Here is a 25,652-nt window from a genome sequence, read left to right as displayed (position 1 = left end):
GTACCCTCAGCCGACCGCTCAAACGTCAGTCGTCCGCCGCCGGCTCGGGCAGCTCACGCAGCGCGCGGACCGGGGAGAAGGCCACCCAGAGCAGACCGCCGAGGGCCCCGACGGTGGCGATCCAGAGCGCCGGTCGTACGCCGAGGGCCTGGCCGAGCGCACCGCCCAGCAGGGCGCCGATCGGCCGGATGCCGTAGTTGACCGTGCGTCGGACGCCCGACACCCGGGCGAGCAGCCGCGGCGGGGTGAGCGCGGTCTGCACCGAGCCGCCGGCGATGTCCAGCATCATCACCCCGGCGGCGGCCAGGAACTCGGCGACGAACAGCATGCCCAGCACCAGCGGCATGGGTCCGTCGGCCAGCGGGACGAGCAGCAGCGGGGCGGGGAAGAGGACGTAGCTGGCCACCACCGTCGGGCCGACGCCGAAGCGGCGGGCCAGCCGCCCGGTCAGCGCCGCGCCGATCAGCCCGCCGATCGCGCCCGCGCCGATCACCGCGCCGAGCACGCCGGGCGTGATGCCCAGCTCGCGGGTGGCGTACAGCACGAAGAGTGCGATGAACATGAAGTTGAACAGGTTGACCGTGGTGGACCCGAGCAGGAGCCCGCGCATCATCGGCGAGCGGACCAGCACCCGCAGCCCCTCGCCGATGCCGAGGCCGGCGCCGCGCGCGGGCGCCGGCTCCGTCGGCCGGATCCGCCCCAGGAAGTACGCCGAGACGAGGTACGACAGGGCGTCGGCGACCAGCGCGACCGGCGCGCTGAGCACCTGCACCAGGACGCCGGCGGCACCCGGGCCGGCCACCGTGGACATCGCCCGGCTGCCGTTGAGCAGCGTGTTGGCCTCGACGTAGTCCTGGCGGTCGACCAGGGACACGAACAGCGTGCTGCGGGACACCTCGAAGAGGACGGCCAGCGTGCCGATCGCGAAGGCGACGACGTAGAGCTGGGTGAGGGCCAGCACGCCGAGCAGGTACGCCACCGGAACGGTCGCCATCAGCAGCGCCCGGCCCACGTCGGTGAGCACCATGATCCGACGCTTGTGCGGGTACCGGTCCACCCAGGCGCCGACCAGGAGCGGGAAGAGCAGGTTCGGGGCGAGCCCGGCGGCGGTCAGGTAGCCCATCTCGGCGGGCCCGGCCGTGGTGCCGAGGACGGCGAGCAGCGGTAGGGCGAGCGTGGAGACCTCGTCGCCGAAGAGGGAGACCGTGGTCGCCGACCAGTACCGCCGGAACGCCCGCTCACGCAGCAGGCGGGGCAGTGCCGGGCGGCGCGTCCGCACGGGTGGCGCCGGCGGGAGCGTGGCGGTGCCCGCCGGTTGCTCAGTCATCGGCCTGGGCGCGGTCGTCCGGGCTCGGACCGTCCTCGCCGGGTCGGTCGAGGCCGGCTGCCGGGGGAGCGGCGGGCGGCGGTCCGTCCTCGATCGGCATGAGCATCTGGAAGAGCGCGACCGGCCGGGTGCCGGCGGGCCGGGCGGCCGGGTCGGTGACGCGGTCGTCGTACTCGGCGAAAAGGGCGTCCATCCGGCGGGTCAGCTCGGCCAGCTCGGCGGGGGTCACGTGCAGCAGCGCGTCGCTGAAACCGGTGACCGCGCGCCAGGACGCCGGCTCCTGGGCGCGCCGGGCGACGAAGTCCTCGGCCCGTCGGACGTACCGGGCGAGCTGCACGGCGCTGAGCTGGTCGGTGGCCGCCCGCATCTCCGGGTCCTCGGCGCCCTCGTCCCAGGTGGTCACCGCGGCGGTGGCCCGCCAGGGCCGTTCCCGGCCGTCCGCGCCGGGCACCCGCTCGGCCAACCCGTACTTGGCCAGCTGCCGCAGGTGGAACGAGCAGCTCGGCACGCTCTCCCCGAGCAGCTCGGCGGCCCGGGTCGCGGTCATCGGGCCCTGCCGGCGAAGCAGCCCGATCAGGGTCATCCGCAGCGGGTGGGCGTAGCCGCGCAGCGTGACGGGGTCGGAGAGATTCACCCGGGAGAGCGCCATACGCTAAAGCTATCTTTATAAAGATGTCTTTAGCAATGTCGCGAGCGACCTCCGACCCCGGTCGGACCGGCTGGCTCAGGAGTAGATGTGCGCGGCGTAGTCCGGGCCGTAGTGGCGCTCCAGGTCGGCGAGGCTCTCCGCCGGGGCCTCCACCTCCTTGATCAGCCGGGCCCGGGACGGCAGCGCGTCCGGCCGCCAGGTCGCCGGCTGCCACAGCTCGGAACGGAGGAACGCCTTCGCGCAGTGGTAGAAGATCTGCTCGATCTCCACCACCACGGCCAGCACCGGGCGGTGCCCCTTGACCACCATGTCGTCGAAGAACGGCGCGTCCCGGACCAGCCGGGCCCGGCCGTTGATCCGCAGCGTGTCGGTGCGCCCGGGGATCAGGTAGATCAGCCCGACGTGCGGGTTGTCCAGGATGTTGCGGTAGCCGTCCGCCCGGCGGTTGCCCGGCCGCTCCGGGATCGCGATCGTCGTCTCGTCGAGCACCAGCGTGAAGCCGGGCGGGTCGCCCTTCGGCGACACGTCGCAGCTGCCGTCCGCGCCGGCCGTGGCGACCAGGCAGAACGGCGACGCGGCGAGCCACTGCCGGTCCCGCTCGTGCAGCACCGTCCGCTCCTTGGCGACGGCCCGGGGCATCGGCGTCCCCAGCAGCTCGCGCAGCTCCTCGTGCGAAGTGATCTCCACCGTCACGTGTGCCTCCCCCGTCCGTTGACCCCGGTGACGGGCCGGCGGAACAGCCGGTCCTCACCGCCGACAGCCTAGGCGAGCGCGTCGAACGCGAGGTTTGCCCGGGAACCCCACGGGTACCGCCTAACCCGCAGCGCGCTCGGACGCGACCGATGGAGGCCCCATGGAGAGCCGACTGAAGGTGCTCGGCCATCCCGTGCACCCGATGCTGGTGATGTTCCCGGTGGCGCTCCTGGTCACCGCGGTGATCTTCGACGTGGTCGACACCGTCGGCGGGCCCGACTTCCTGGGCGAGGTGGCGTACTGGAACATCACCGTCGGCCTGATCGGCGGCCTGCTGGCCGCGGCGGCCGGCACCGTCGACCTGCTCGCCCTTCCCACCGGAACCCGGGCGAAGCGGGTGGGCCTCACCCACGCCGCCGCCAACGTCGCGGTGATCCTGCTCTTCGCCGCGGTCTGGGTGGTCCGGCTCAACGCCGACTCCCGCGCCGCCGGGGGCGCCCTGATCGCCATCGAGGTGGTGGCCGTGGCGATCCTCGGCATCAGCGCCTGGCTCGGCGGTGAGCTGGTCGACCGGCTCGGCGTCGGGGTCGACCCGCAGGCCGACCTGAACGCCCCGAGCTCGCTGCGACCCCCCACGGCCAACCAGCGGATCGGAGACGTGCGATGACGGAACAGCCGAGCGGCCGGGGCTGGCGCGGCCGGCAGCAGGGGTGGGACCCGATGGGCGAGCTGCAGTCGCTCCGTTCCGAGCTGCGCCGCCTGGTCGGCGGCCGGTCCGGCCCGCCCGACGTCGAGCTGACCGAGACCGCCGACGGTTGGGAGGTCGTCGTCCGGCTGCCCGGGGTGGCGCCGGAGGAGGTGGCCGTCGAGCTGGACGACCGGGAACTCTGCGTGCGAGCCCGCTCGGAGGCCGAGGTCAACGCCGACCAGGGCATCCCGGGCGGCTTCCAGACGCGCGGCTTCGAGTACCGGGTCGACCTGCCGTCCCGGGTGGACCCGGACCGGATCGACGCGGTGATGGACCACGGCCTCCTCCGGGTCCGGCTGCCCCGGGCGTCCCGACCCACGCCGCGCACCATCACCGTGGGCCGCACCGGCTTCCAACAGGCCGGCCCGCCCACCGGTACGCGCACCCTCGCCGACCCGGCCGCGGACCGGGAGATGCACCACCCGGACACCACGGTCGACGAGATCGACCGGCCGTAGCGGCGCGAGTGGACAGCCCGTCCCTGCTCGGGCCGGTCGGCGAGCGGGTGCCCGACGTCGAGCGGATCGCCGTGCTCCGGGCCAACGCGCTCGGCGACTTCCTCTTCACCCTGCCCGCGCTGGAGGCGCTGCGGGCCGCGTACCCGTCGGCGGAACTCGTGCTGCTCGGCGCGCCCTGGCACGCGGAGCTCTGGCGCGACCGGCCCGGCCCGGTGGACCGGGTGCTGGTGGTCCCGCCCGCACCCGGCATCCGCGACCCCGGCCCCGACGAAGCCGGGCCCACCATGGACGACTTCCTCGCCGCGGCGCGCGAGCAGCGCTTCGACCTGGCGTTGCAGTTGCAGGGCGGCGGCCGCAACTCCAACCCCGTCGTCGCCGCGCTGGGTGCCCGGGTCAGCGCCGGGCTGCGGGCCGAGGACGCCCCGCCGCTGGACCGCTGGATCCGGTACGTCTACTACCAGCACGAGGTGATCCGCTACCTGGAGGTCGCCGCCCTGGTCGGGGCGCCGGCCACCACGATCATCCCGGCCCTCGCGGTGACCGACGCGGACCGGGCGGAGGCCCGGCAGGTGCTCGGCGAGCCGCGGCAGCCCCGGGTCGCGCTGCACCCGGGGGCCACCGACACCCGCCGGCGCTGGCCGCCGGAGCGCTTCGGTGAGGTCGCCCGCACCCTGGTCGGCGACGGGTACGAGGTGCTGGTCACCGGGACGCCAACCGAGCGCGAGGTGGTCGAGGCGGTGGTCGCGGCGGCCGGGGTGCCGGTACGCCCGCAGGTCGGCACGCTCAGCCTCGGCGGGCTGGCCGCCTGCTACGCGGGCTGCGCGCTGGTGGTCTCCAACGACACCGGTCCGCTGCACCTGGCCGCCGCGGTCGGCGCCCCGACCGTGGGCGTCTACTGGGTCGGGAACCTGATCAACGGGGCCACCCCGCTGCGCGCCCGGCACCGGCCGATCGCCTCCTGGACGACCCGCTGCCCGGTCTGCGGCGTCGACTGCACCCCCGGGATCTACCCGCACCGCCCCGGCGACGGCGACTGCCCGCACCGGGACTCCTTCGTCGCCGACGTGCCCACCGTGGAGGTGGTCGAGGCCGCCCGCGAACTGCTCGGCGGCTGATCGGGCGCTCAGGCGGGCTGCGGGGTGTCGGACTCGGTGAGGATGACCTCCCAGGCCTCCACGTCCCGCTCGGTCACCGTGGTCGGCGACTCCAGGTGGTACGCGCCGCTGGGCAGCACACCCGCGCCGCCGTGCCGGGCCATCACCGCGAGTTGCGCGGCGACGTCCTCGCCCTGGTGCCGCTCGTGCAGCCGGCGCCAGAACTCGAAGCCGCCGGCGTCGACCAGCTTGGCCCGGTCGTAGAGCACGCACCCGCCGATCCAGGAGATCTTGTACGCGCGCCACGCGCCCGCCGGCAGCCGAAGCTTCTCGGTGACGTGCAGCAGGTTCGCCGCCGGGTGGATCCGCGCCCGGTGCCAGGCCGGGGTGCCGGGGCGGACCCGCTCGGGGGTCGGCGGACCCTGCCACTCCTCGTAGTGCCCGTGCGTCTCCGGCCGGACGTCGTCGACGTACGACAGGCCGTGCACGGCGTTGCCGACGAACCCGCAGCCCAGCTCGCGGATCGCGGTGACCAGCCGGGACAGCGTGCCCGGTTCCAGCCAGACGTCGTCGTCGAGGCAGAGGACGTACCGGGCGACGGACCGGTCCAGCAGGTACGCCCGGTGTTCGGCCAGGCCGCGCCGGGGCAGCCGGCGGGTCAGCAGCACCGGGTGGCCCCGGTGGCGCAGCGCCCGGACCATGGTGGCCGCCGCCGGGTGCAGGTACGCCGGCTCCTCGTCGGACTGGTCGCTGACCACCACCCCGAAGTCGGGGACGCCCTCCTGGGCGGCCAGCCCGGAGAGGGTGACCGCCAGCTCGGCCGGGCGGTCGCGGGTCGGGATCAGCACGTCGAGCTGCCGCCGCCGGCGGAAATCGTCCGGCGTGCCGAGGTCGACCGGTCGGTTCACGTCGGCCTGCCGGGCGCACCGTCGGTGACGGTCGAGGGCCGCGGCGCCGCGCCGTGCCCGGCGACGGACTGCGCCCGGATCCGGTCGATGATCGCCGAGGTGGACCGGTCCGGCACGTAGCCCAGGGTGCGCACCTGGCCGCCCAGCCGGCGGACCAGGGGCGCCTCCGGGACCATCTCCGGCGGGTAGTCGCCGCCCTTGACGTAGACGTCCGGGCGGACCGCCTCGATCAGCGGCGCCGGGGAGTCCTCCTCGAAGACCACCACGTGGTCGACGCACGCCAGGGCGGCGAGCAGGGCGGTCCGGTCCTCGACCGGGTTCACCGGCCGGTCCGGCCCCTTGAGCCGGCGTACGCTGCCGTCCGAGTTGACCGCCACCACCAGCAGGTCGCCGAGCGCGCGGGCCTGGGTCAGATAGCGGACGTGCCCCGGGTGCAGCACGTCGAAGCAACCGTTGGTGAAGACCACCGAGCGGCCGGACCGACGGTGGTCCTCGACGATCGAGGTCAGCTCGTCGGCGTCCACCAGGGTCGGGTGGCCGGTCTCGTCCGGCCCGGTGCCCAGCGCCGCCAGGAGGTCCTCCCGCCGGCACACGCAGGTGCCGGTGTCGGAGACCGTGATGGTGGCGGCGAGCTGGGCGAGCTGGGCGGCGGTGGGCAGCGTCGCGTCGGCGGCCAGCGCCAGCGTCATCGCCGCCAGGTACGCGTCCCCGGCGCCGACCGCGTGGCTGGCCGGTACCGGGATGCTGTGGCTGCGTCGGGGCTCCCCGTCGGCCCCGCCGACCACCGCGCCCTCGGTGTCCAGGGTCACCGCGACCACGTCGGCGCCGGTGTGCGCGCGCAGCTCGGCCAGGCGCGACTCGGCCAGCACCGCCCGGTCGACCCCGTCGCCGGCCGCCGCGTTCACGGTGACGCCGGTGCCGGTCACGCTGAGCCCGTCGCCGGTCATCGCCACCCGTTCCTCGCCGGGTGTCGGTTCCCCGGTCGGCTCGCCGCCCGTGCGGGCTCCGGCCGGGCCGAAGTTCGCGCCCCGGTCCGTCGCGCGCGGATGCGAGTCCACCGACTCGGCGCCGGTCGGGCGTTCGCCCGCCCCGCCCGGGGCGGTGCCGACGCTGAGCTCGGAGGGGCCGTCCGCCGGGTCGGCGACCGGGTGGTCCAGGTGCAGGTCGGGGCCGGCGTGCTCCCGGGGGGCGGGGCGCGGGTCGGCGTTGAAGCCGGCCGCGGCGCGGGCCAGCAGCCGGGCCGCCTCGGCGAAGCTCGGGGTCACCACCGTCGGGTTGAGGCCGCGCCAGTCGGCCAGGTCGTGCGCGTCGAGGGCCACGGTGGCGTAGCGGTCCCGGTTGGCCACCAGCCAGGCGCGTACCGCCGCGGGCAGCCCGCCCAGGCCGTAGTCGCAGACCACCAGCGTCGGCGGTTGGCCGCCCGCCGCGGCCTTCAGCTCCTCGGTGGCACAGTCGAGCGCGGTGAGCAGCCCCGCCAGGCCGTCGTCGTCGAGCGCGTCCTCCGGGTCGCCGGAGTCCTCGCGCAGCAGGATCTGGTTCCCGGCGAGCATCCGTCGCTTCACCGGGGTCGGCCGGCCGGGCTGGTTCACCGTCCGGTCCCAGACGCCCGCGCGGTCGAGGCAGTCGTGCAGCTCGTCGCCGGCCACGTCGGCGCCGATCGGGGCCACCAGCACGGCCCGGCCGCCGAGGGTGGCCACGTTGACCGCCGTGTTCGCCGCCCCACCTGCTGCGGAGATGCGCCGGCGCAGGGTGAGGACCGGGGCGGGCGCCTCGCGGCAGAGCCGCTCGGACTCCGCGAACCGCCACTCGTCCAGCATGGCGTCGCCGACGACCAGCACGGGACGCCCCTGCCAGCCCGCCACGACGGTGGCCAGCCGGCGCTCTTCCGCTGCTGCTCCTGCCATGCCTCCCGGGGTCCCCCGAGGCATGCCGGTCAAACCTGGGGCGGGCGTGGGCCGAGGCGTCCGTGCGGTCGGCCACGCCGGATGCCGGGCTCACGGCGGGGGCCGCGTTTCGGTCATCCGGGCTCGGGAAGGCATACCTGGTACCCGAGAGGAGAACCGACATGGCAGCGACACTGCAGGGCAAGCGGATCGCCTTCCTGGCCGCCGACGGCGTCGAGGAGGTCGAGTACGTCAAGCCGCGCGAGGCGGTCGAGAACGTCGGCGCCCGGGTCGAGCTGGTCTCGCTCAAGCCCGGCTCGATCCAGTCCTTCAACCACCTCGACCCGGGCAGGACGTACGACGTGGACGTGACGGCGGCCGAGGCGGACGCCGGGGCGTACGACGCGCTGGTGCTGCCCGGCGGGGTGGCCAACCCGGACTTCCTGCGTACCGACGCGGACGCGGTGCGGTTCGTGCGGGCGTTCTTCGACGCCGGCAAGCCGGTCGGCGTGATCTGTCACGGCCCGTGGACGTTGATCGAGGCGGACGTGGTGCGCGGTCGCCGGTTGACCTCCTGGCCCAGCCTGCGCACCGACCTGACCAGTGCCGGCGCCAGCTGGGTCGACGAGCAGGTGGTGACCGACGCCGGCCTGGTCAGCAGCCGCAAGCCCGGCGACCTCCCCGCCTTCTGCGCGAAGATCGTCGAGGAGTTCGCCGAGGGCCGGCACTGACCTGTTGATTTCCCCCGCCGTCCGGGCATGTTCCGGGAGGCGGGGGAAAGAAGCGGGATGACCACCGAAGCTCACGCCCGGCCGGTGCTGCACGCCCGCCAGATCCGCCTGCTGATGTTCGGCCTGATGACCGGGATGCTGCTGGCCGCGCTGGACCAGACCATCGTCGGTACGGCGTTGCCCACCATCGTCGGCGAGCTGGGCGGGATCAACCACTACTCGTGGGTGGTGACCGCGTACCTGCTCGCCTCCACCGCCTCGACCCCGCTGTACGGCAAGATGGCCGACCTGTACGGGCGCCGGCCGGTCTTCCTCTTCTCGATCGGCACGTTCCTGCTGGGCTCGCTGCTGGCCGGCCTGTCGCAGAACATGACCCAGCTGATCGTCACCCGGGGCGTGCAGGGGCTGGGCGCGGGTGGCCTGTTGACGCTGGCGTTCACCATCATCTCGGACGTGGTGTCGCCCCGGGAACGTGGCCGCTACCAGGGGCTCTTCGGCGCGGTCTTCGGGCTGTCGTCGGTGGCCGGGCCGCTGGTCGGTGGGTACTTCGCGGAGACCAACTGGCGGTGGATCTTCTACATCAACGTGCCGCTGGCGATCCTGGCGATCGTGGTCTGCTACCACGTCATGCGGCTGATCCCGTTCCAGCGGCGGGAGCACGCCATCGACTGGCTCGGCGCGGCGCTGCTGGTCGCCGGGGTGAGCTGCCTGCTGCTCGCGCTGAGCTGGGGCGGCAACGAGTACGCCTGGAGCTCGGGCCTGATCATCGGGCTCTTCGTGGCCGGCGCGGTGCTCGGGGTGCTCTTCGTGATCCAGGAGGCCCGGGTCGCCGAGCCGATCCTGCCGCTGCGGCTGTTCCGCAGCCCCACCTTCGCGCTGGCCAACTCGGCGGGCTTCGTGCTCGGTCTGGTGATGTTCGGGTCGATCATCTTCATCCCGCTGTACCTGCAGATCGTCAAGGGCGCCTCGCCGACCCGCAGCGGTCTGCTGATGCTGCCGATGATGGCCGGCATCATCGTCACCTCGGTGCTGACCGGGCGGGCGATGAGCCAGATCGGGCGGTACAAGTGGTTCCCCGTGGCGGGCTCGGCGGTGCTGGTCACCGGCATGCTGCTCTTCACCCGGCTCCAGGTGGCCACCTCGCTCTGGATCGCGTTCGGGTTCATGGTGGTGATCGGCGTCGGGCTGGGCCTGTGCATGCAGTCGCTGATCCTGGCCGTGCAGAACGCGGTGGACATCCGGGACCTGGGGGCCGGTACCTCCTCGGCGACGTTCTTCCGGTCGCTGGGCGGGTCGTTCGGCGTGGCCATCCTGGGGACGGTGCTGTCGTCGCGGCTGACCGGTCAGCTCGCCGACCGGCTGCCGGCGGCGATCGCGCAGCTTCCGCCGGACCAGCAGGCCGCGGTGGCGGCCCGTGGCGGCGCCAACATCTCGATCAACGACCCGGCGACCATCCTCGCCCTGCCCGGCCCGGTCCGGGCCGCCATCCAGACCGCGTTCACCGAGTCGCTGCACCTGGTCTTCCTGACCACCGGCCTGATCGCCGTCCTCGCCGTGCTGGTCACCCTGGCGCTCCCCGACGATCAGCTGCGCGGCGCCGGCCCGCAGGGCGCCACCGGCGGCGCCGACCCGCTGGGCGGCAAGGCCGCCGCCCCCGGCGGCAAGCCCCTGTCCAAGGAGTCGAAGGAGGAAGCCGCCGCCGAAATGGAGGCCAAGTCCCAGACCCTGCTCTGACCGCCGACCACACCGGTGATCAAGAAGTTACTTGAGGATCAGGCGGTTGGTCTGTTCGAAGACGTCGAGGTCGGCGAGGGTTTCCGTGACGCTGGCGGAGAGCGGGGCGGGGAGTTCGTCGCGGTGGAAGAAGCCGGCGTCGGTGGTCTCGTCGGTGACCCGGACCAGCTCGCCGTCCCACTCGTCGACCCGGAACGCGCTGGTGAAGATCTGGTACGTGTGGCCGTACATGTTGGTGTGGGTGCGGTCCGGGCCGGTATAGAGGGCGAACGCGCTGACCCGCAGGGCGCGCAGCCCGGTCTCCTCGCGTACCTCCCGGACGGCGCAGTCGGCGATCGACTCGCCCAGCTCCATCGCGCCGGCCGGCATCGCCCACTGGCCGTTGTCCGAGCGCTCGATCAGCAGCACCCGGGCGGCGTTGTCGCGGACGACCGCGCGGGCGCCGACGAACATCAGGGTGCGGTCACCGGCCAGGGCGCGCAGCTGCCCCACGTACGAATCGGCCCAGGAGATGCTCACCCGGACAATTTACGGGGCTTCCCAACGTGTGACCGCCGACACTAGCTTGTTACCCATGCGTAGCACGATGATGGACGCCCCCCTCCAGGTCGCCCGGATCCTCGAACACGGCTCCACCGTGCACGGCACGGCGGAGGTGGTCACCTGGACCGGCGGCGAGCCCAAACGGATGTCGTACGCCGAGGTCGGGCGGACCGCCGCCCGGCTGGCCCACGCGCTGCGCGACGAGTGCGGGGTGACCGGCGACGAGCGGGTCGCCACGTTCATGTGGAACAACAACGAGCATCTGGTGGCGTACTTCGCCGTGCCGAGCATGGGCGCGGTGCTGCACACCCTCAACATCCGGCTCTTCCCCGACCAGGTCGCCTACATCGCCAACCACGCCGAGGACCGGGTGGTGCTGGTCGACTCGACGCTGATCCCCCTGCTCGCCCGGGTGATCGGCGAGATGACCACGGTGCGGCACGTGGTGGTGGTCGGCGGCGGCGACCCGGCGCCGCTGGTGGCCGCGGCCGGCGACCGGATCGCCGTGCACCACTGGGACGCCCTGCTGGCCGACAAGCCGGACGGCTACGACTGGCCCGAGGTGGACGAGCGCGACGCCGCGGCCCTCTGCTACACCTCCGGGACCACCGGCAACCCCAAGGGGGTCGCCTACTCGCACCGCTCGATCTACCTGCACTCGTTGCAGGTCTGCATGCCGGAGGGGTTCGGCCTCGGGCCGACCGACCGCGAGCTGGCCATCGTGCCGATGTTCCACGCGATGTCCTGGGGCCTGCCCTACGCGGCGTTCCTCTCCGGCGCCTCGCTGATCATGCCGGACCGGTTCCTCCAGGCCGCCCCGATCGCCGAGATGATCGCCGCCGAGCGGCCCACCCTGGCCGGCGCGGTGCCGACCATCTGGACCGACCTGCTGGCCTACCTGGACAGCCACGACGTGGACACCTCCTCGCTCACGGAGGCGATCGTCGGTGGCTCGGCCTGCCCGCCGGCGCTAATGCACGCGTTCCACGAGCGGCACGGCATCGAGGTGATCCACGCCTGGGGGATGACCGAGATGTCCCCGCTCGGCTCGGTCTCCCGGCCGCCGGCCGGCGCGACCGGCGACGCGGCCTGGCGTTACCGCTACACCCAGGGCCGGGTGCCGGCCGGGGTCGCCGCCCGCATCGTCGGCCCGCTGGGCGAGTCGCTGCCCGCCGACGGGACGGCCGTCGGCGAGCTGGAGGTCCGTGGGCCGTGGGTGACCGCCCGGTACGTCGGCGACGAGACCCCGGACGAGGAGAAGTTCCGCGACGGCTGGCTGCGTACCGGCGACGTCGGCACGCTCTCGCCGGACGGCTACCTCACCCTCACCGACCGGGCCAAGGACGTGATCAAGTCGGGCGGGGAGTGGATCTCCTCGGTCGAGCTGGAGAACGCCCTGATGGCGCACCCGGCAGTGCTGGAGGCGTGCGTGGTGGGCGTGCCGGACGAGCGCTGGGACGAGCGGCCGCTGGCGACCGTGGTGGTCCGGGAGGGCGCGTCGGTGACGGCCGAGGAGCTGCGCGACTTCCTGGCGAAGTCGGTGGCCCGCTGGCAGTTGCCCGAGCGGTGGGCGTTCATCGATGCGGTGCCGAAGACCAGCGTCGGCAAGTTCGACAAGAAGGTGGTCCGTTCCCGGTACGCCGACGGCGGCCTGGAGGTACGCGAACTGACCGCGCCGTAACACTTTCCGACGTACCGTCGCTGCAATGGGTAGGGACTGATCCCTGTGGACATCCCTCCCCAGGGGCGGCCCCGGCGTTCGCACCGCGCCGGGGCCGCCCGTCCATGGGGCGCACACCAATTGTCGCGAAACTTGTTCGCCTCTGTCTCGATGACGGAGAAATCCGTTTCGTGGTCCTACGTCTCGCTCGTGGTGATGAGCACCTTGCCGACCACCGAGCTCTCGACGGCCTTGTGGGCCGCCGCCGTCGCCGCCAGCGAGTAGTGGTGCAGCGGCAGGCCGGCCTCCTCGCCCACCCGGATCGCGCCCTGGGCCACCGCCGCCGCGATGTCGGTCACCGCCTGCGCCTTCGTCGCCTTCGGGGCGGTGTAGATCAGCACGAACTGCCAGCGCGCGTTCGGCACCATCAACGGCCGGATCGGGAGGGTCACCTCGTCCCCGCCGTCGTCGGCGTACGCGCACACCGCGCCGCCGCTACGGAGGAGCTGGACGTCGGTCGCGGCGTTGCGGGCGGCGGAGACCTCGACGATCGTGTGCACCCCGTCGGGGGCGATCTTGCGGACCTCCTCGACCACGTCCTGCTCGCGATAGTTGACCACGAAGGAGGCGCCGGCCGCCGCCGCCAGCTCCGCCTTCTCCGGGCTGCTCACCGTGGCGACCACGCAGGCGTCCGCCCACCGGGCGAGCTGGATCGCCGCGTTGCCCACCGCGCCCGCCCCGCCCTGCACCAGCACCACGTGGTCGCTCAGCGCGCCCGCGTGCAGTTTGTCCGGCATGAACTCGCCGGCGGTCAGGCAGCGGTGCGCGGTCATGAACGGGATGCCCAGGCAGGCGCCCAGGTCGAACGAGGCGGAACCGAGCCGCACCGCGTGCCGGACCGGGACCAGCGTGTACTCGGAGGCGGTGCCCCAGGGCCGCTGCCAGGCCGCCTCCCAGAGCCACACCCGCGCGCCGATCAGGATCTGGTCGACACCCTCGCCGACCGCCTCGATCACGCCCGCGCCGTCCTGGCCGGGGATCTGCCAGCCGGCCGGCAGCGGCCACGCCTGGCGGGCCTTCCAGTCCGTCGGGTTCACCCCGGAGACCGCCATCCGCACCAGCACCTCGCCCGGGGCCGGCTCCGGGATCGGCCGCTCGACCAGTTGGAGCACCGAGGCGTCCCCGCTGCGCTCGTACACGATCGCCCTCATCGCCGTCTCCTCCCCGCCGGACGCCGGCACCGCGGCCTGCGGTACCCCGCCGATCCCTGATCATTCCGATCCGGTCCGCCCGGGAAACCGTACAACCCGGTAGTCGGTGGCAGGAGGGGTGACATGCGGGACGTACCGGTGGCGGATCGACGACCTGCCCCGACGCGGGCCGCGACGGAGGCCGGCGGCCCGGAGCGGCCCGCGGACGAGCCGGCCCGGCCGCCGGGCCCGGCGCCCCGGCGGTTCCTGCCGAGGTCGAGCCGGAGCCGGGCGGTCTGAGCGCGGGGTCGGTGCCGGCGTCCAGCTTCGCCCCGCTCAGCCGAGCCGCTCCACGACCTCCGGGGTGAGCGCGTCGACCGAGGGCAGCAGCACCGCCGCGTGCCCTTCCGCGTCCGGATCGAGGGGGTACGACCCGTGCGGGATCGCCACCACCCGCATGCCGGCGGCGGCCGCGGAGCGCACCCCGTTCGAGGAGTCCTCGACCGCCACGCAGCGGGTCGGGTCGACGCCGAGTCGCGCGGCGACGGCGAGCCAGACGTCCGGCGCCGGCTTGCCCCGCGCGGTCTCCTCGGTGGACAGCGTCGCGCCGAAGGCGTCGGCCAGGCCCGTCGCCTCCAGCGCCGCCGCGATCAGCGCGGTGGGGGAGGAGCTGGCCAGCCCCAGCGGCCACCGCGCGGCCATCCGGCGCACCACCGCGGCGGCGTCGTCGATCAGCGGTACGCGCTCCGCGTACCGCCGGGTCATCTCCGCGACCACCTCGGTGGCGACCTGCTCGGGACTCCGGTCGACGCCCAGCTCGCCGCTGAGGTAGGCGGCCCACTCGCCGGTGCTCATCCCCATCAGCCGGCGCTGGGTGTCGGACTGCCAGGTCCCCCCGTGCGCGGCCACGTACGCCCGCCGGACCTCCTCCCAGACCGGCTCGGAGTCCACGATCACGCCGTCCAGGTCGAAGAGCACCGCGTCCACCATGAGCCCATCCTGCCCTGCCCTCCCGACGGCGGGCCGGCTCAGGTCAGGAAGGGTGCCCACTCCCGGATCTGGACGATCTCGACGCCGCGCGTGGTGAAGTACGGGTCGGCGGCCAGCAGCCGGTCCAGCTCAGGCCGGTCCGGCACGTCGAAGACCAGCACCGCGCCAGAGTCGTCGGCCAGCGGCCCGGTGATCCGTACCTTGCCCTCGGCGTGCAGGGCGGTGAGCCGCTCCCGGTGGGCAGGTCGGGCGGCGAGCCGCTCCGGGGCGTCGGTGAAGGCGAGTTCCACGATCCACATGCCGGGCACGCTACGCCGACCGCCGGGTTGCCCTCCGCGGGGTTGCCGCGGCCCGGGGTCAGGTGGGCTGGGTCGCCGGCAGGCCGATCGGGCTCTGCCGGGGGATGATCGTGCGGCAGCGGCGGGCGATCGGTTCGAGCAGCTCGCGCAGCCGCTCCGTACGGTCGGCGCCGAGCGCCCGCCACGGGCCGGCAGCGGCCCGGTCGGTGGCCTCCTCGACCGCCCGGAACGTGTTGCTGGCGTGTTTGGTCGGCGCCCGGTCGGCGGTCAGCCAGCCGCGTTCCACCAGCCGCTCCTCCGCGGCCGCCCACTCCTCGTCGGTCCAGCCCCGGGCCGCCTGGTGGAACTCCCGGGACTGGTCGACCCGGCAGCGCCAGGCCAGCACCTCCACCGGGTCCAGCCCGGTGGTGACCAGGGCGGCGACGTGCCCGTCGCCCCGGTGCTCGCGCAGGGTGGTGGCGGCCTGCCAGAGCCGGGACAGCGGGTACTCGCCCCGGGGCAGGGCGGCGTTGACCGCGCCGAGCACCCGGCCGGCGGTCTCCACCCGGCCAGCCGCCTCCTCAAGCAGGTCCGCCGCCTCGACCAGGTGCGCCTCGGGCAGCTCGTAGGTGAACTCGGCGAGTGCCTGGACGGCGCCGGTGAGCCGGGCCCGCAGCGCCTCCTCCGGAGTGGCCAGCCGCCACACCGAGGGCAGCGCCCGGGCCACCATCGGGGGCGCGAAGCTGAAGAACGCGGCGATCACCGGCGGCGCGGGCGTCGGGCCGAGCGGGGCGGCCCGGCCGGCGAAGTAGCCCCGCCAGTAGCCGCGCAGCCCGACCGCCTCGTACGCCGCCCGGGCGCGCGGGTGGAAGTAGGTCACCGCGTGGACCGGCTCGAAGTGCGTCCACATCACCCGGGCCAGCCGGGGGTCGTCCAGCGCCGCCACGTGCACCTCCGCCTCGGTGACAGGTCACCGTGGGCGGGTGGTGCCGCCCACGGTGACCATGAACCTACTGCCGGTAGGTGACCGGAAGGAAGACCGTTGTGAGCTACTGCGCGGCCAGCACGTCGACGATGAAGCGCAGCGGGCCGGCCGGGCGGCCGCCCGCGCCGTCGTTGCCGTACGCCAGGTCGGCGGGGATGTCGAGCTGCACCCGGCTGCCCACGGTCACCCCGACCAGGCCCTGGTCCCAGCCCTTGATGACCTGGCCGACACCGATCGGGAAGCTGGCCGGCTGCCCGTTGTTCCAGGACGCGTCGAACTCCTTGCCGTCCTTGTAGAAGACACCCACGTAGTTGGTGGTGATGGTCTGGCCGGCCTTGACCGCCGGGCCGTTGCCCTTGATCAGCGGGGTGACGGTGAGCTTGGTCAGCTCGCCCTTACCCGGGTCGACCTTCGGCTTGGTGGCGAGCGCAGGGTCCGCGCCCTCCGGGAGCTGCTGCTGTGGTGCGGCGGGGGCGGTGGCTTCGGGGGCCGGGGCGGTCGCCGAGGGGGTGCCGGCGGCCGGCTTCTTGTCGTCGCCCCCGCTGTTCACGACGACGAAGACGCCGATCAGCACCGCGACGACGGCGACACCGGCGAGCGCGCCGAGCAGCGACTGCCGGCGACGCTTCGCCTCGGCCGCCTTCTTCGCCGCCAGCTGGGCGGCCAGCCGCCGCTCCGCCTTGGTGCCCGGGCCCTGGCCCGCCGACCGGTTCTGCACACGCTCGCTCACGTCGAACTCCCCTGCTGGGTGGGTGGGTGCGGCCCGGCGGCCGCTGCCGAGACCAGCGCACACGGTACCCGTCGGGACGCCCTCGGTGCCCCCTCGCCCGGGCCGAATCGGGCAGGAGGCCGGTCGGCGGCAATTTCCGGTAGTAGGTTCTCGACCATGGCGATCCTCACCGAAGTAGACCTGGCCCTGCTCGAAGAGCCGCAGCTCGCCCACGTGGCCACCATCGAGGCCGACGGCACCCCGCACGTGACCCCGGTCTGGGTGGACACCGACGGCGAGCACATCGTGTTCAACACCGCGAAGGGCCGGCAGAAGTACGTCAACATCCAGCGCAATCCGGTGGTCGCGGTCTCCGTGGTGGACAAGGCGGACGACTTCCGCACCCTCTGGGTCAAGGGCACGGCCGAGTTCGTCACCGAGGGCGCCGACGAGCACATCGACAAGATGGCCAAGAAGTACCTCGGCCAGGACACCTACCCGTTCCGGCAGCCGGGCGAGGAGCGGGTCATCGTCCGGATCACCCCGACCGGCAAGCTCGGCCGGGGCTGACGCCCGGTCCCCCTGCCGTCCGATCCGGCTCGGCAGGGGGCGGTCGCAGGTCAGGCGGTCTTGCGGGGTGCCGCCTTCTTCTCGGCGGCCTTCTTCGCCGGGGCCTTGGCCGCCTTCTTCTCCGCGGTCTTCTTCGCCGCCGCCTTCTTGGCCGGCTCGGCCTTCTTGGCGGCGGCCTTCTTCGCGGGCGCCTTCTTCGCGGCCGCCTTCGTGGCCGGCTCCTTGGCGGCCTTCTGCGCCGACCGGGCAGCCGAGATCGGCGTCGGCTCGGCGGCCTTACCGGAGGGCTCTTCGCCGCGGGCCGCCCGGGCCCGCTCGACCGAGGCCTTCAGCGCGGCCATCAGGTCGACCGCGGCGGCCGGCGCGGCCTCTTCCTCCTCCGGCTGGACCACCTCGCGACCCTCGACCTTCGCGTCGATGACCTCCTGCAACGCGGCCCGGTAGTCGTCGGTGAAGGCGTCCGGCTGGAACTCCCCGGCCATCGAGTCGATCAGCGAGCTGGCCATCGCCAGCTCCGGCGGCCGGACCTTGAGGTCCTCGTCCAGGAAACCGAAGTCCGGGGTACGCACCTCGTCCGGCCAGAGCATCGTGTTGAGCAGCAGCACGCCCTCGCGTACGCGCAGGGTGGCGAGCTGTTCGCGCTGGCGCAGCGCCACCTTGACGATCGCCACCCGCTCCGAGTCGGCGAGCGCGTCCCGCAGCAGCACGTACGGCTTGGTCGCCGTCCCCTCCGGCTCCAGGAAGTACGCCTTGTTGTAGAGGATCGGGTCGACCTGCTCGGCGGGGACGAACTCCAGCACGTCGATCGCGTGCGAGGTGGTCAGCGGCAGCTCGGCGAAGTCCTCGTCGGTGAGGATGACCATCTCGCCGCCGCCGAGGTCGTACCCCTTGGCGATGTCGTCGTAGGTGACCTCCTCGCCGCAGACCGAGCAGGTGCGCTTGTAGCGGATGCGGCCACCGTCGTCCCGGTGCACCTGGTGGAAGCGGATGTCCTTCTCCTCGGTGGCCGAGTAGAGCTTCACCCCGATCGACACCAGCCCGAACGACACCGCTCCTTTCCAGATCGCCCGCATCACGCGCTCCTCTCCCCGGTTCTGCTCAGGATCGCAAACGATCGAACGGGACGCACGCTCTTCGCGGTCCAACTACAGTCAGAAGGTGCCCGGCGCGCCGTTGAAGCCGATGCTCGCGATGACCGGGCAGCTCCCGGCCGGTGCCGGCTGGGCGTACGAGTTCAAGTGGGACGGGGTCCGCGCGCTCGCCGACATCACCGCCACCGCCATCCGGCAACGCCTGTACGCCCGCTCCGGCGTGGAGATCACCACCGCGTACCCCGAACTGATCACCCTGGCCGACCAGGTCGACGACGCGCTGCTGGACGGCGAGGTGGTGCTCTTCAACGCCGCCGGGCAGCCGTCGTTCACCGCGCTGGCCGAGCGGATGCACGTCCGGAACCCGGCGAAGGCGGCCCGGCTGGCGGCTACCGTGCCGGTGACGTACATGATCTTCGACCTGCTCCGGCTGCGCGGCGAGGACCTGACCGGTCGCTCCTACCGGGACCGGCGGGCGGCGCTGGAGTCGCTCGGGCTGGGGGCCGCGCGGTGGGCCGTCCCGCCGAGCTTCGGCGACGGCCCGGCCACCTACGAGGCGGCCGGCGAGCACGGCCTGGAGGGGGTGATGGCCAAGCGGGTCGACTCGGTCTACCGGCCCGGGGTGCGCTCGCCGGACTGGGTGAAGGTCAAGCTGGAGGTGACCGGCGACTTCGTGGTGGGCGGCTGGCGGCCCGGTGCCCGGAAGATCGGTGGCCTGCTGGTCGGGGTGCCCGGCCCGGACGGCCGGCTCACCTACCGGGGTCGGGTCGGCGGCGGGATCGGCGCGGCCCTGGAGCGGGAGCTGCTGCGCGAGCTGGAGCCGCTGCGCACGGCGGCGTCGCCGTTCGCCGGCGACGTGCCACGCGAGGATGCCCGGGGCGCGATCTGGGTAACCCCGCAGATCGTGGTGGAGGTGAAGTACGGCCAGCGCACGCCGGACGGCCGGCTGCGCTTCCCCCGGATCCTGCGCCTGCGCCCGGACAAGCCGCCCGAGGAGGTCGAGGATGCCAGCTGACCGGTTGAAAGTGGAGGTCGAGGGACGTTCGCTGGAACTGTCCAATCTGGACAAGGTGCTCTATCCGGAGGCCGGCTTCACCAAGGGCGAGGTGATCGACTACTACACGCGGATCGCCCCGGTGCTGCTGCCCCACCTGGCCGACCGGCCGCTCACCCGGATCCGCTACCCGAACGGCGTGGGGGGTGCCTCGTTCTTCGAGAAGAACGCCCCGGCCGCCACCCCCGCCTGGGTACGCACCGAGACGCTGCCGGCGCCCGGATCGAGCAAGGGCCGGGAGACCATCGACTACGTGGTCGCCGACGACCTGCCCACCCTGGTCTGGCTGGCCAACCTCGCCGCCCTGGAGCTGCACACGCCGCAGTGGAAGATCGGCGACCACCCGGACATGATGGTGGTCGACCTGGACCCGGGCGCGCCGGCGGCGCTGAAGCAGTGCTGCGAGGTGGCGCTGCTGATGCGGGACCGGCTGGCCGAGGACGGCATCGACTCGTACCCGAAGACGTCCGGGAAGAAGGGCATGCAGCTCTGCTGCCCGATCGCGGGCACCCAGGACTCCGATCTCGTCTCCGGTTACGCCAGGCGGATCGCCCAGGAGCTGGAGAAGGCGCATCCGAAGCAGATCGTGTCGAAGATGGCGAAGAACCTGCGCCCGGGGAAGGTCTTCATCGACTGGAGCCAGAACAACGCCGCGAAGACGACGGTGGCGCCGTACTCGCTGCGCGCCCAGGCGGTGCCGGCGGTATCGACCCCGCTCACCTGGGACGAGGTGGAGGCGGGCGCGGCGGGCAAGCGACCGTCGACCAAGCCGTACACGGCGGGTGAGGTGCTCAACCGCGTCGAGAAGCAGGGCGACCTGCTCGCCCCGCTGGTGGAGGGCGGGCCCGAACTTCCCGAATCCTGACGACAGCCGGTTCCTGGCGGTGCCCGCAGCGGCATGCCCGGCCGTGGCCGGCGCGTGGTGTGTCGACCCGCTTGGATTCCCGGCGGCGGATCCCGGGCTGTGCGGCGCGTGGTACGACTGACGGCATAAATGCGGCAGAACTGACAGAACGGGCGCGCCGATGACCGCCGGCAACACGAGCGACCTGCTGCGGAATCACGCCGAGCCGCAGCGCGCCACCTACGTCGAGCTCTTCTTCGACGTGATCCTCGTCTTCGCGCTGACCCGGCTGTCGCACACCCTGTTCACCGACCTCACCTGGCTCGGCGCCCTGCACACCGTGATCCTGCTCGCCGCGTTCTGGTGGGTCTGGGTCTTCACCGCGTGGACCACGGACCGCCTCAACCCTGCCCAGCCCGCGATTCAGGTCGTGATCATCCCCATCATGCTCGGCACCCTGATCATGGCGGGCGCGGCGCCCACCGCATTCGGCGAGGATGGCATGATCTTCGCCGCCACATACGTGATCATCCAGGCGGCCGGGCCCTCTTCGTCACGACCGCGATGCGCCGCCGGCCGGAGGTGGCGATCGGCTCGGTGCAGCAGCTCATCTGGAACTGCTTCTCAGGAGTGCTGTGGATCGCGGGCGCACTGACCCAGGGCACCACCCGGGTGGTGATCTGGCTCCTCGCGGCGGCCCTCGGCTACACGATGAGCCGGCTGGACTACCGGCTGCCCAAGCTCGGCCCGGCCCGGATCACCACCCAGGTGGTCTCCGCGGAGCATCTCGCCGAGCGCTACCAGCAGATCATGATCATCGCGTTCGGTGAGTCGATCCTGGCAGCAGGCGGGCAGTTCGCCGCGTACGGGTTCGAGCGGGATCGGCTGATCGCATTCGTGCTGGCGTTCGCCATCACCACGCTGCTGTGGCGGATCTACTTCTACCGCGCGGGCCTGCTCCTCCCGGCTGCGATCGCGGCCAGCGCCGCGCCGGCATTCTTCAGCCGGTCCGCCTCGTATGCCCATCTGGTCATGGCCGGCGGCATCGTACTCAGCTCGGTTGGCGACGAGATCATCATCAACCACCCGTTCGCCGAGGCCAACCTGGTCTGGTCCGCCGTCATCCTGTGCGGGCCCGCGCTCTACCTGGCCGGGCGTGCTCGGCTCGACTACCTGTCGTTCAGCAGGGTCGCCGTGTCCCGAGTGATCGGTCTACTCCTGCTCGTCGTCCTGTCACCCGTGGTGGCGTTCATGTCACCGATCCTGATCGCCGTCGTGGCCGTTGTCATCCTTATCGCGATCGCCGCCTCGGACACCATCTCCTGGCGCTTCCGCCCGAGCAAACCGAACCCGCCGCCGCCCGGCAGACCGTACCGACGCCGGTAGCGCCACAGCCGGGCGGCTGTCGGCGAGCAGCCGGATGGTGGTCGGTGCCCGCCCCACCACCTCGGCGTCGGCGTCTCGGACGATGACGGACCGGTCGAAGTCGGGCGTGATCAGGGACATCGGACGGCTCCTTCGCGGGGATGGCGGGTGGGCTACAGGGCGAACAGCAGGACGGCGTCGAGGAGTACGACCACGGCGGTGGCGAAGTGGATGCCGAAGGCGGTGGCCTTCGTGCCGCCGTGGCGGAGCACGATCACGGTGTCGCCCAGCGGTTCGAGCGCGCCGAGCAGCATGTACCAGGCGACCGCGGTGGGGGTGGCGAACGCGATCAGGGCGAGGCCGAGCAGGCCGTAGGTGAGGTCGCGCAGTCCCTTGACGGTGAGGTAGGCGCGGTCACCGTCCGGCTTGGCCGGGACGCCGTAACCGGCGGCGGCAGCCTCGGGCTGCAGGAGGAAGCGGGCGCCGATGACGACGACGAGGAGGCTGATGACGACGGCGAGTCCGTAGGCGAGGGGGCTGAGCATGTCCGACTCCGATTCGCTAGCGCTGCTAGGTCTGAGAGCGAAGCTAGCAGAACGTCGGCAGAATCGCTAGCGGTGCTAGACTTGCGGTCATGGCTATACGAGAGCGCCGGGAGCGCGAGCGGGCGGAACGGGAGCGGGCCATCGTCGCCGCAGCCCGGGAGCTGGCCGAGTCGGAGGGCTGGGACGCCGTCACCACCCGCCGCCTCGCGGCGCAGATCGAGTACAGCCAGCCCGTCCTGTACAGCCACTTCAAGGGCAAGGACGCCATCATGGCCGCCGTCGCGGTGGAGGGCTTCGGCGATCTGGGCCGGGAGCTGGCCGCCGCGCGTACCGCCGCGATCGACGAGCGGCACGCGGTGGCCGACGTCGCCGCGGCCTACACCGCGTTCGCCGAGCGGCGGCCCGCGCTCTACGACGCGATGTTCACCCTCGCGGTCGACCTGCCGTTCGCCAGCCAGGACGTCCCGGTCGACCTGGCCCGGGGCTTCGCCGAGCTGGCCGAGACCCTGCGGCCGGTCGCCGGCGACGACGACCTGGAGACGTTCACCGAGACCTTCTGGAGCGGGCTGCACGGCCTGGTCACGCTGATGCGCAGCGGGCGGCTCCGGCGTGCCGACCACGACCGGCGGCTGGCGCTGCTGGTGGACCGATTCTGCCGCTGACGCTGGATCGTTAGGGTGATCGGACCGGCAGGGAGGAGCACCCCGATGGCTGTCCACACGCCCGTAACCGTTCCGGCCGACGCGCCGCGCGAGGCCGACCTTCCGCTGCTCACCTACTACGACGACGCGACCGGGGAGCGCACCGACCTGACCGCGCAGCAGCTCGGCGGCTGGGCGGCGCGCAGCGCGGCGCTGCTGCGCGACGGCTGCGGACTCGGCCCCGGCAGCCGGGTCGCGGTGCTGCTGCCGCCGCACTGGCGTACCGCTGCGGTGCTGGTCGGCGCCTGGTCGATCGGGCTGGCGGTGTCGTTCCGGCCGCGGGCCACCGCCGGCCTGCCGGTCCTCGAACCCGGCGCTGACCTGCCGTACGACGCGGTCTTCGTGACCCGGGAACGCCTCGACGACTGGCTGGAGGACGTGCCCGACGGGGTGCACCGCTACCTCGTCGGCACCCGGCCCGGCCCACTGACCGACGTGCCCCTCGGCTGGCTCGACTGGTCCGCCGAGGTGCTCCGGCACACCGACACCCCACCCGACTACACCGGCATCCGCCCGTCCGACCCGGCCAGCCCGGACGGCACCAGCTACGGCGAGTGGGCCGCCGTGGCGAAGGGGCTCGCCGAGCAGCTCGACCTGCGTTCCGGGGCCCGGCTGCTGGTCGACACGGCCGAGCACGAGCAGCCGCTGAAGTGGCTGCTCGCGCCGCTCGCCGCCGGCGCGTCGGTGGTGCTCTGCGCCAACCTGGACCGGGCGCGGCTGGACGCCCGGATCGCCGCCGAGCAAGTCACCCGCGTCCTCTGAGCCCTCGTACCGGCGAAACCGCGTTGACAGGGTCGGTGGCTGGGACGCCTACTGGTGCGCCGGAGCAGGACGACGGAGGACGACGGTGGACCGGACGTACCCGGGCGTGGACGCCCTCACCTGGAAGGAATTCGGCGAGGAGCACCTCGCCGGGTTGACCGAGCTGGCCGAGGTGTGCCTGGCGGCCGACGGCGGGCTGCCGTTGTTCGCCGGCCCACCGCTGCTGCGGGCGCGACTGCTCCAGACCCGTACCCTCGGCGCCTGGCACGACGGCGCGCTGGTCGCGGCCATCGGCGTCGGCACCGACCGCCGGCCGGCCACCGGCACCGGGCTGGTGCATCCGGCGTGGCGCGGGCAGGGCCTCGGCAGCCGGCTGCTGAGCTGGGCGGACGAGCAGGCCGGCGACGCGGACCTGGTGCTGACCACCGAGTCGTGGAGCGCCGACGCGGACGCCCTGTTCACCGCGCGCGGCTTCGACCAGACCTTCCTGGAGTGGGTGCTGCGGCACGACCTCGACGCGCTCCCCGGAGTGGCGGCGCCGGACGGAGTGCGAACCGAACCGATCACCTGGGAGATCGGCCCCGAACTCTTCGAGGCCTACCGTGCGTCGTTCGCCGACCGGCCCGGCTTCGTGGAGCCGGAGGCCGACGAGTGGCTGGGCGAACTGCGGGAGGACGACGAATACCGGCCGGACCTGTCGATCATCGCCCGAGGTCCCGACGGCGCCGCCGTGGGCTTCCTCAACGTCATCGACAACTGGATCGACCAGGTGGGCGTCGTCCCCGGCTGGCGGCACCGCCGGGTCGGGGCGTACCTGGTGGCGAGCGCGCTGCGCGCACTGACCGCCGACGGCGCCGGCGAGGCGTGGCTCTGCGTCAACGACAACAACCCGGCCGCCGCCCTGTACCGGCGGCTCGGCTTCCACAATGCTGGCCGCCGCGCCCGCTACCTGCGCCGCCACCCGTGACCGCCGCCGAGCGGGACGACCACCTGCCCGAACATTTGCGCCCGGTCGTCTTCACCGGCGGCTGAGCCACGGCGCGCCGCCGGCCGCGAGGGTCATCGGCTTCCGGCGGGTGGCGCTGTCACTGAAAGATCCTGCCGGGCCTTCTGGAGCGGCTCGGCTTGGTGATCAGGGAATCCTTGCGCCTGCGGCGCACCATGATCGAGTTTGTCTTCCTCTTCAACCCCTTGAGGATTCTGTCCTTCATCGCATGCCTCTCTTCTCGCGTACGTCGGATCGGAGATGGCGATTCCGCCCCGAACAACGGGCCGGCGTGGCAGCGGCACGGGGTCTACCCGGCCTGATCCTTCGCGTATCGCAGCCCGCGTACCCGATGGGACAGCAGTCATTCACCAGCGTCGGCCCACGCCGCGTCGACGACCCACGTGACGGAAATGACCGGGTTCGTCGAGGCCGAGCGCGCCTGGCAGTACGACCACCTGCCCGCCCACCTGCGCCCGGTCGTCTTCACCGCCGGTTGAGCCACGGCGCGCGCCGCGAGCAGGGCGAGGTGTGGTCCACCGGCTGCGCACACCGCCCGCCGCCGGGCAGTGGTCGGTCACAGAAGACCCAATGGCGTACGCCCTGCTGGTCCTCGGCCGAGACGGTCACCCCGCCCGGCTCGACGCGTGCGCTGAGCCGGGCCAGCACCCGGGCGGCGGTACGGGCGAAGATCCGGGCCCGGAGCAGGTCGGGCGCGGTGACCGGCAGGTGAATCACCCAGCGGTCGGTCATCGGTAGCGGTGGTTCGCCGACTGGGCGCTCTGCCAGGCGCGCAGGGCGTTCTTGATCCGTACGTTCTCCTCCTGCACCGCGACCAGGGCGGTCTGCGCGACGGTGAGTTCGTCGGCCACCCGGTGCAGGAACGCGCGGATCTCGACCGGGTCGAGGCCGTGCCGGCGGACGTTGAAGCACCGGTCGCGGATCTGCCAGGGCCGCAGCGGAAGCCGACCCTGGAGCGGGCCGGCGTTTTCCGTCGGACGTCGTTGGTCGTGTCGGCTCGCCAGCCGACGGATCAGGTTGCGCACGGGTGACCGCCCATCGTCGGATCGCGTCGAAGTGGAGGGGGCGGTCTCCGCCGGTTGTGGTCGGCGGAGACCGCCCGCCCTGCCACCGCAGCCTCGATCGGCGGTACGA

General features: G+C 73.1%; 27 protein-coding genes and 1 pseudogene. 13 read left to right on the top strand and 15 right to left on the bottom strand.

Features of this window, described 5'->3' with window-relative positions:
* Positions 1-25 precede the first annotated feature (25 nt).
* From GA0070613_RS06895 to GA0070613_RS06885, 3 genes are all read right to left on the bottom strand, one after another.
* Entirely contained in the window at positions 26-1,327 is a 1,302-nt protein-coding gene (locus tag GA0070613_RS06895) for an MFS transporter (RefSeq protein WP_089011533.1), read from the bottom strand.
* The gene (locus GA0070613_RS06890; protein ID WP_089011532.1) at positions 1,320-1,976 is read right to left on the bottom strand and encodes a winged helix-turn-helix domain-containing protein; all 657 of its coding nucleotides are present in this window, start codon (positions 1,974-1,976) and stop codon (positions 1,320-1,322) included. Before GA0070613_RS06890 ends, GA0070613_RS06895 begins: the two co-directional genes overlap by 8 nt.
* A 75-nt stretch (positions 1,977-2,051) precedes the next feature.
* Positions 2,052-2,669: a pyridoxamine 5'-phosphate oxidase family protein gene (locus tag GA0070613_RS06885; RefSeq protein WP_089011531.1), complete on the bottom strand. Its 618-nt coding sequence runs from the start codon at positions 2,667-2,669 to the stop codon at positions 2,052-2,054.
* 160 nt (positions 2,670-2,829) lie between these two features.
* On the opposite strand from GA0070613_RS06885, the gene GA0070613_RS06880 reads away from it, so the two are divergent.
* The 3 genes from GA0070613_RS06880 to GA0070613_RS06870 are packed head-to-tail and all read left to right on the top strand — an operon-like array spanning position 2,830 to position 4,990.
* The gene (locus GA0070613_RS06880; protein ID WP_089011530.1) at positions 2,830-3,336 is read left to right on the top strand and encodes a DUF2231 domain-containing protein; all 507 of its coding nucleotides are present in this window, start codon (positions 2,830-2,832) and stop codon (positions 3,334-3,336) included.
* The gene (locus tag GA0070613_RS06875; protein WP_089011529.1) at positions 3,333-3,875 is read left to right on the top strand and encodes an Hsp20/alpha crystallin family protein; all 543 of its coding nucleotides are present in this window, start codon (positions 3,333-3,335) and stop codon (positions 3,873-3,875) included. Before GA0070613_RS06880 ends, GA0070613_RS06875 begins: the two co-directional genes overlap by 4 nt.
* A gap of 8 nt (positions 3,876-3,883) precedes the next feature.
* Positions 3,884-4,990, top strand: a complete 1,107-nt coding sequence (locus GA0070613_RS06870; protein ID WP_089011528.1) for a glycosyltransferase family 9 protein — start codon at positions 3,884-3,886, stop codon at positions 4,988-4,990.
* A gap of 8 nt (positions 4,991-4,998) precedes the next feature.
* On the opposite strand, the gene GA0070613_RS06865 is transcribed toward GA0070613_RS06870, so the two are convergent.
* Both GA0070613_RS06865 and rfaE2 read right to left on the bottom strand, forming a co-directional pair.
* A complete protein-coding gene (locus GA0070613_RS06865) occupies positions 4,999-5,877 on the bottom strand; it encodes a glycosyltransferase (RefSeq protein ID WP_089011527.1) in 879 nt (292 codons plus the stop codon).
* Positions 5,874-7,781: a D-glycero-beta-D-manno-heptose 1-phosphate adenylyltransferase gene (gene rfaE2 / locus GA0070613_RS06860; protein WP_089011526.1), complete on the bottom strand. Its 1,908-nt coding sequence runs from the start codon at positions 7,779-7,781 to the stop codon at positions 5,874-5,876. Before rfaE2 ends, GA0070613_RS06865 begins: the two co-directional genes overlap by 4 nt.
* Positions 7,782-7,942: 161 nt before the next feature.
* On the opposite strand from rfaE2, the gene GA0070613_RS06855 reads away from it, so the two are divergent.
* Positions 7,943-8,491 (top strand): type 1 glutamine amidotransferase domain-containing protein, encoded by a 549-nt coding sequence (locus tag GA0070613_RS06855; protein WP_089011525.1) that lies wholly within the window; start codon positions 7,943-7,945, stop codon positions 8,489-8,491.
* Between the two features lie 57 nt (positions 8,492-8,548).
* On the top strand, positions 8,549-10,225 hold the full coding sequence (locus GA0070613_RS06850) for an MDR family MFS transporter (RefSeq protein WP_089011524.1): 1,677 nt from the start codon (positions 8,549-8,551) through the stop codon (positions 10,223-10,225).
* Between the two features lie 27 nt (positions 10,226-10,252).
* On the opposite strand, the gene GA0070613_RS06845 is transcribed toward GA0070613_RS06850, so the two are convergent.
* A complete protein-coding gene (locus tag GA0070613_RS06845) occupies positions 10,253-10,744 on the bottom strand; it encodes an NUDIX domain-containing protein (RefSeq protein ID WP_089011523.1) in 492 nt (163 codons plus the stop codon).
* A gap of 55 nt (positions 10,745-10,799) precedes the next feature.
* Here GA0070613_RS06845 and GA0070613_RS06840 point away from each other — a divergent pair, with 55 nt between their 5' ends.
* A complete protein-coding gene (locus GA0070613_RS06840) occupies positions 10,800-12,449 on the top strand; it encodes a fatty acid--CoA ligase (protein WP_089011522.1) in 1,650 nt (549 codons plus the stop codon).
* Between the two features lie 176 nt (positions 12,450-12,625).
* Here the strand turns inward: GA0070613_RS06840 and GA0070613_RS06835 are convergent, their stop codons facing one another.
* The 5 genes from GA0070613_RS06835 to GA0070613_RS06815 form a co-directional block, all read right to left on the bottom strand.
* On the bottom strand, positions 12,626-13,639 hold the full coding sequence (locus GA0070613_RS06835) for an NADPH:quinone reductase (RefSeq protein WP_089015798.1): 1,014 nt from the start codon (positions 13,637-13,639) through the stop codon (positions 12,626-12,628).
* A gap of 315 nt (positions 13,640-13,954) precedes the next feature.
* Positions 13,955-14,608 carry an HAD family hydrolase gene (locus GA0070613_RS06830; RefSeq protein WP_089011521.1) on the bottom strand — a complete coding sequence of 218 codons (654 nt, stop codon included), beginning with the start codon at positions 14,606-14,608 and terminating at the stop codon, positions 13,955-13,957.
* A 38-nt stretch (positions 14,609-14,646) separates the two neighbouring features.
* Positions 14,647-14,907, bottom strand: a complete 261-nt coding sequence (locus GA0070613_RS06825; RefSeq protein WP_089011520.1) for a YciI family protein — start codon at positions 14,905-14,907, stop codon at positions 14,647-14,649.
* A gap of 58 nt (positions 14,908-14,965) precedes the next feature.
* On the bottom strand, positions 14,966-15,796 hold the full coding sequence (locus GA0070613_RS06820; RefSeq protein WP_089015797.1) for an SCO6745 family protein: 831 nt from the start codon (positions 15,794-15,796) through the stop codon (positions 14,966-14,968).
* Positions 15,797-15,935: 139 nt separating this feature from the next.
* The gene (locus GA0070613_RS06815) at positions 15,936-16,601 is read right to left on the bottom strand and encodes an FKBP-type peptidyl-prolyl cis-trans isomerase (RefSeq protein WP_172875766.1); all 666 of its coding nucleotides are present in this window, start codon (positions 16,599-16,601) and stop codon (positions 15,936-15,938) included.
* 156 nt (positions 16,602-16,757) lie between these two features.
* On the opposite strand from GA0070613_RS06815, the gene GA0070613_RS06810 reads away from it, so the two are divergent.
* A complete protein-coding gene (locus tag GA0070613_RS06810; RefSeq protein WP_089011519.1) occupies positions 16,758-17,150 on the top strand; it encodes a PPOX class F420-dependent oxidoreductase in 393 nt (130 codons plus the stop codon).
* A gap of 50 nt (positions 17,151-17,200) precedes the next feature.
* Here the strand turns inward: GA0070613_RS06810 and ku are convergent, their stop codons facing one another.
* Positions 17,201-18,223 carry a non-homologous end joining protein Ku gene (ku, locus tag GA0070613_RS06805; protein ID WP_089011518.1) on the bottom strand — a complete coding sequence of 341 codons (1,023 nt, stop codon included), beginning with the start codon at positions 18,221-18,223 and terminating at the stop codon, positions 17,201-17,203.
* 85 nt (positions 18,224-18,308) lie between these two features.
* Here ku and ligD (GA0070613_RS06800) point away from each other — a divergent pair, with 85 nt between their 5' ends.
* The 3 genes and pseudogenes from ligD (GA0070613_RS06800) (at position 18,309) to GA0070613_RS06785 (ending at position 21,525) form a co-directional block, all read left to right on the top strand.
* Complete coding sequence (gene ligD, locus GA0070613_RS06800; protein ID WP_089011517.1) at positions 18,309-19,256, top strand: non-homologous end-joining DNA ligase; 948 nt, start codon at positions 18,309-18,311, stop codon at positions 19,254-19,256.
* Positions 19,246-20,160, top strand: coding sequence for a non-homologous end-joining DNA ligase (gene ligD / locus GA0070613_RS06795; protein ID WP_089011516.1), 915 nt, complete (start codon positions 19,246-19,248; stop codon positions 20,158-20,160). Before ligD (GA0070613_RS06800) ends, ligD (GA0070613_RS06795) begins: the two co-directional genes overlap by 11 nt.
* Positions 20,161-20,320: 160 nt before the next feature.
* A pseudogene (locus GA0070613_RS06785) lies at positions 20,321-21,525 on the top strand (low temperature requirement protein A).
* A gap of 152 nt (positions 21,526-21,677) precedes the next feature.
* Here the strand turns inward: GA0070613_RS06785 and GA0070613_RS06775 are convergent.
* A complete protein-coding gene (locus tag GA0070613_RS06775; RefSeq protein WP_089011513.1) occupies positions 21,678-22,049 on the bottom strand; it encodes a DUF4267 domain-containing protein in 372 nt (123 codons plus the stop codon).
* Positions 22,050-22,138: 89 nt separating this feature from the next.
* Between GA0070613_RS06775 and GA0070613_RS06770 the strand changes: the two genes are divergently transcribed.
* The 3 genes from GA0070613_RS06770 (at position 22,139) to GA0070613_RS06760 (ending at position 24,479) form a co-directional block, all read left to right on the top strand.
* Positions 22,139-22,711 (top strand): TetR/AcrR family transcriptional regulator, encoded by a 573-nt coding sequence (locus GA0070613_RS06770; protein WP_089011512.1) that lies wholly within the window; start codon positions 22,139-22,141, stop codon positions 22,709-22,711.
* A 45-nt stretch (positions 22,712-22,756) separates the two neighbouring features.
* Positions 22,757-23,512, top strand: coding sequence for a TIGR03089 family protein (locus tag GA0070613_RS06765; RefSeq protein WP_089011511.1), 756 nt, complete (start codon positions 22,757-22,759; stop codon positions 23,510-23,512).
* An 85-nt stretch (positions 23,513-23,597) separates the two neighbouring features.
* Positions 23,598-24,479: a GNAT family N-acetyltransferase gene (locus GA0070613_RS06760; RefSeq protein ID WP_089011510.1), complete on the top strand. Its 882-nt coding sequence runs from the start codon at positions 23,598-23,600 to the stop codon at positions 24,477-24,479.
* A gap of 504 nt (positions 24,480-24,983) precedes the next feature.
* Here the strand turns inward: GA0070613_RS06760 and GA0070613_RS06750 are convergent.
* Positions 24,984-25,250, bottom strand: coding sequence for a hypothetical protein (locus tag GA0070613_RS06750; RefSeq protein ID WP_089011508.1), 267 nt, complete (start codon positions 25,248-25,250; stop codon positions 24,984-24,986).
* Positions 25,247-25,543 carry a DivIVA domain-containing protein gene (locus GA0070613_RS06745; RefSeq protein ID WP_408630975.1) on the bottom strand — a complete coding sequence of 99 codons (297 nt, stop codon included), beginning with the start codon at positions 25,541-25,543 and terminating at the stop codon, positions 25,247-25,249. The genes GA0070613_RS06750 and GA0070613_RS06745 overlap by 4 nt, the downstream gene beginning before the upstream one ends.
* Between the last annotated feature and the right edge of the window lie 109 nt (positions 25,544-25,652).

The organism is Micromonospora inositola, from assembly GCF_900090285.1.
GTDB lineage: Bacteria > Actinomycetota > Actinomycetes > Mycobacteriales > Micromonosporaceae > Micromonospora > Micromonospora inositola.
Note: the sequence above shows the minus strand (reverse complement) of the source record. Positions and strands in the feature narration are given on the sequence as shown.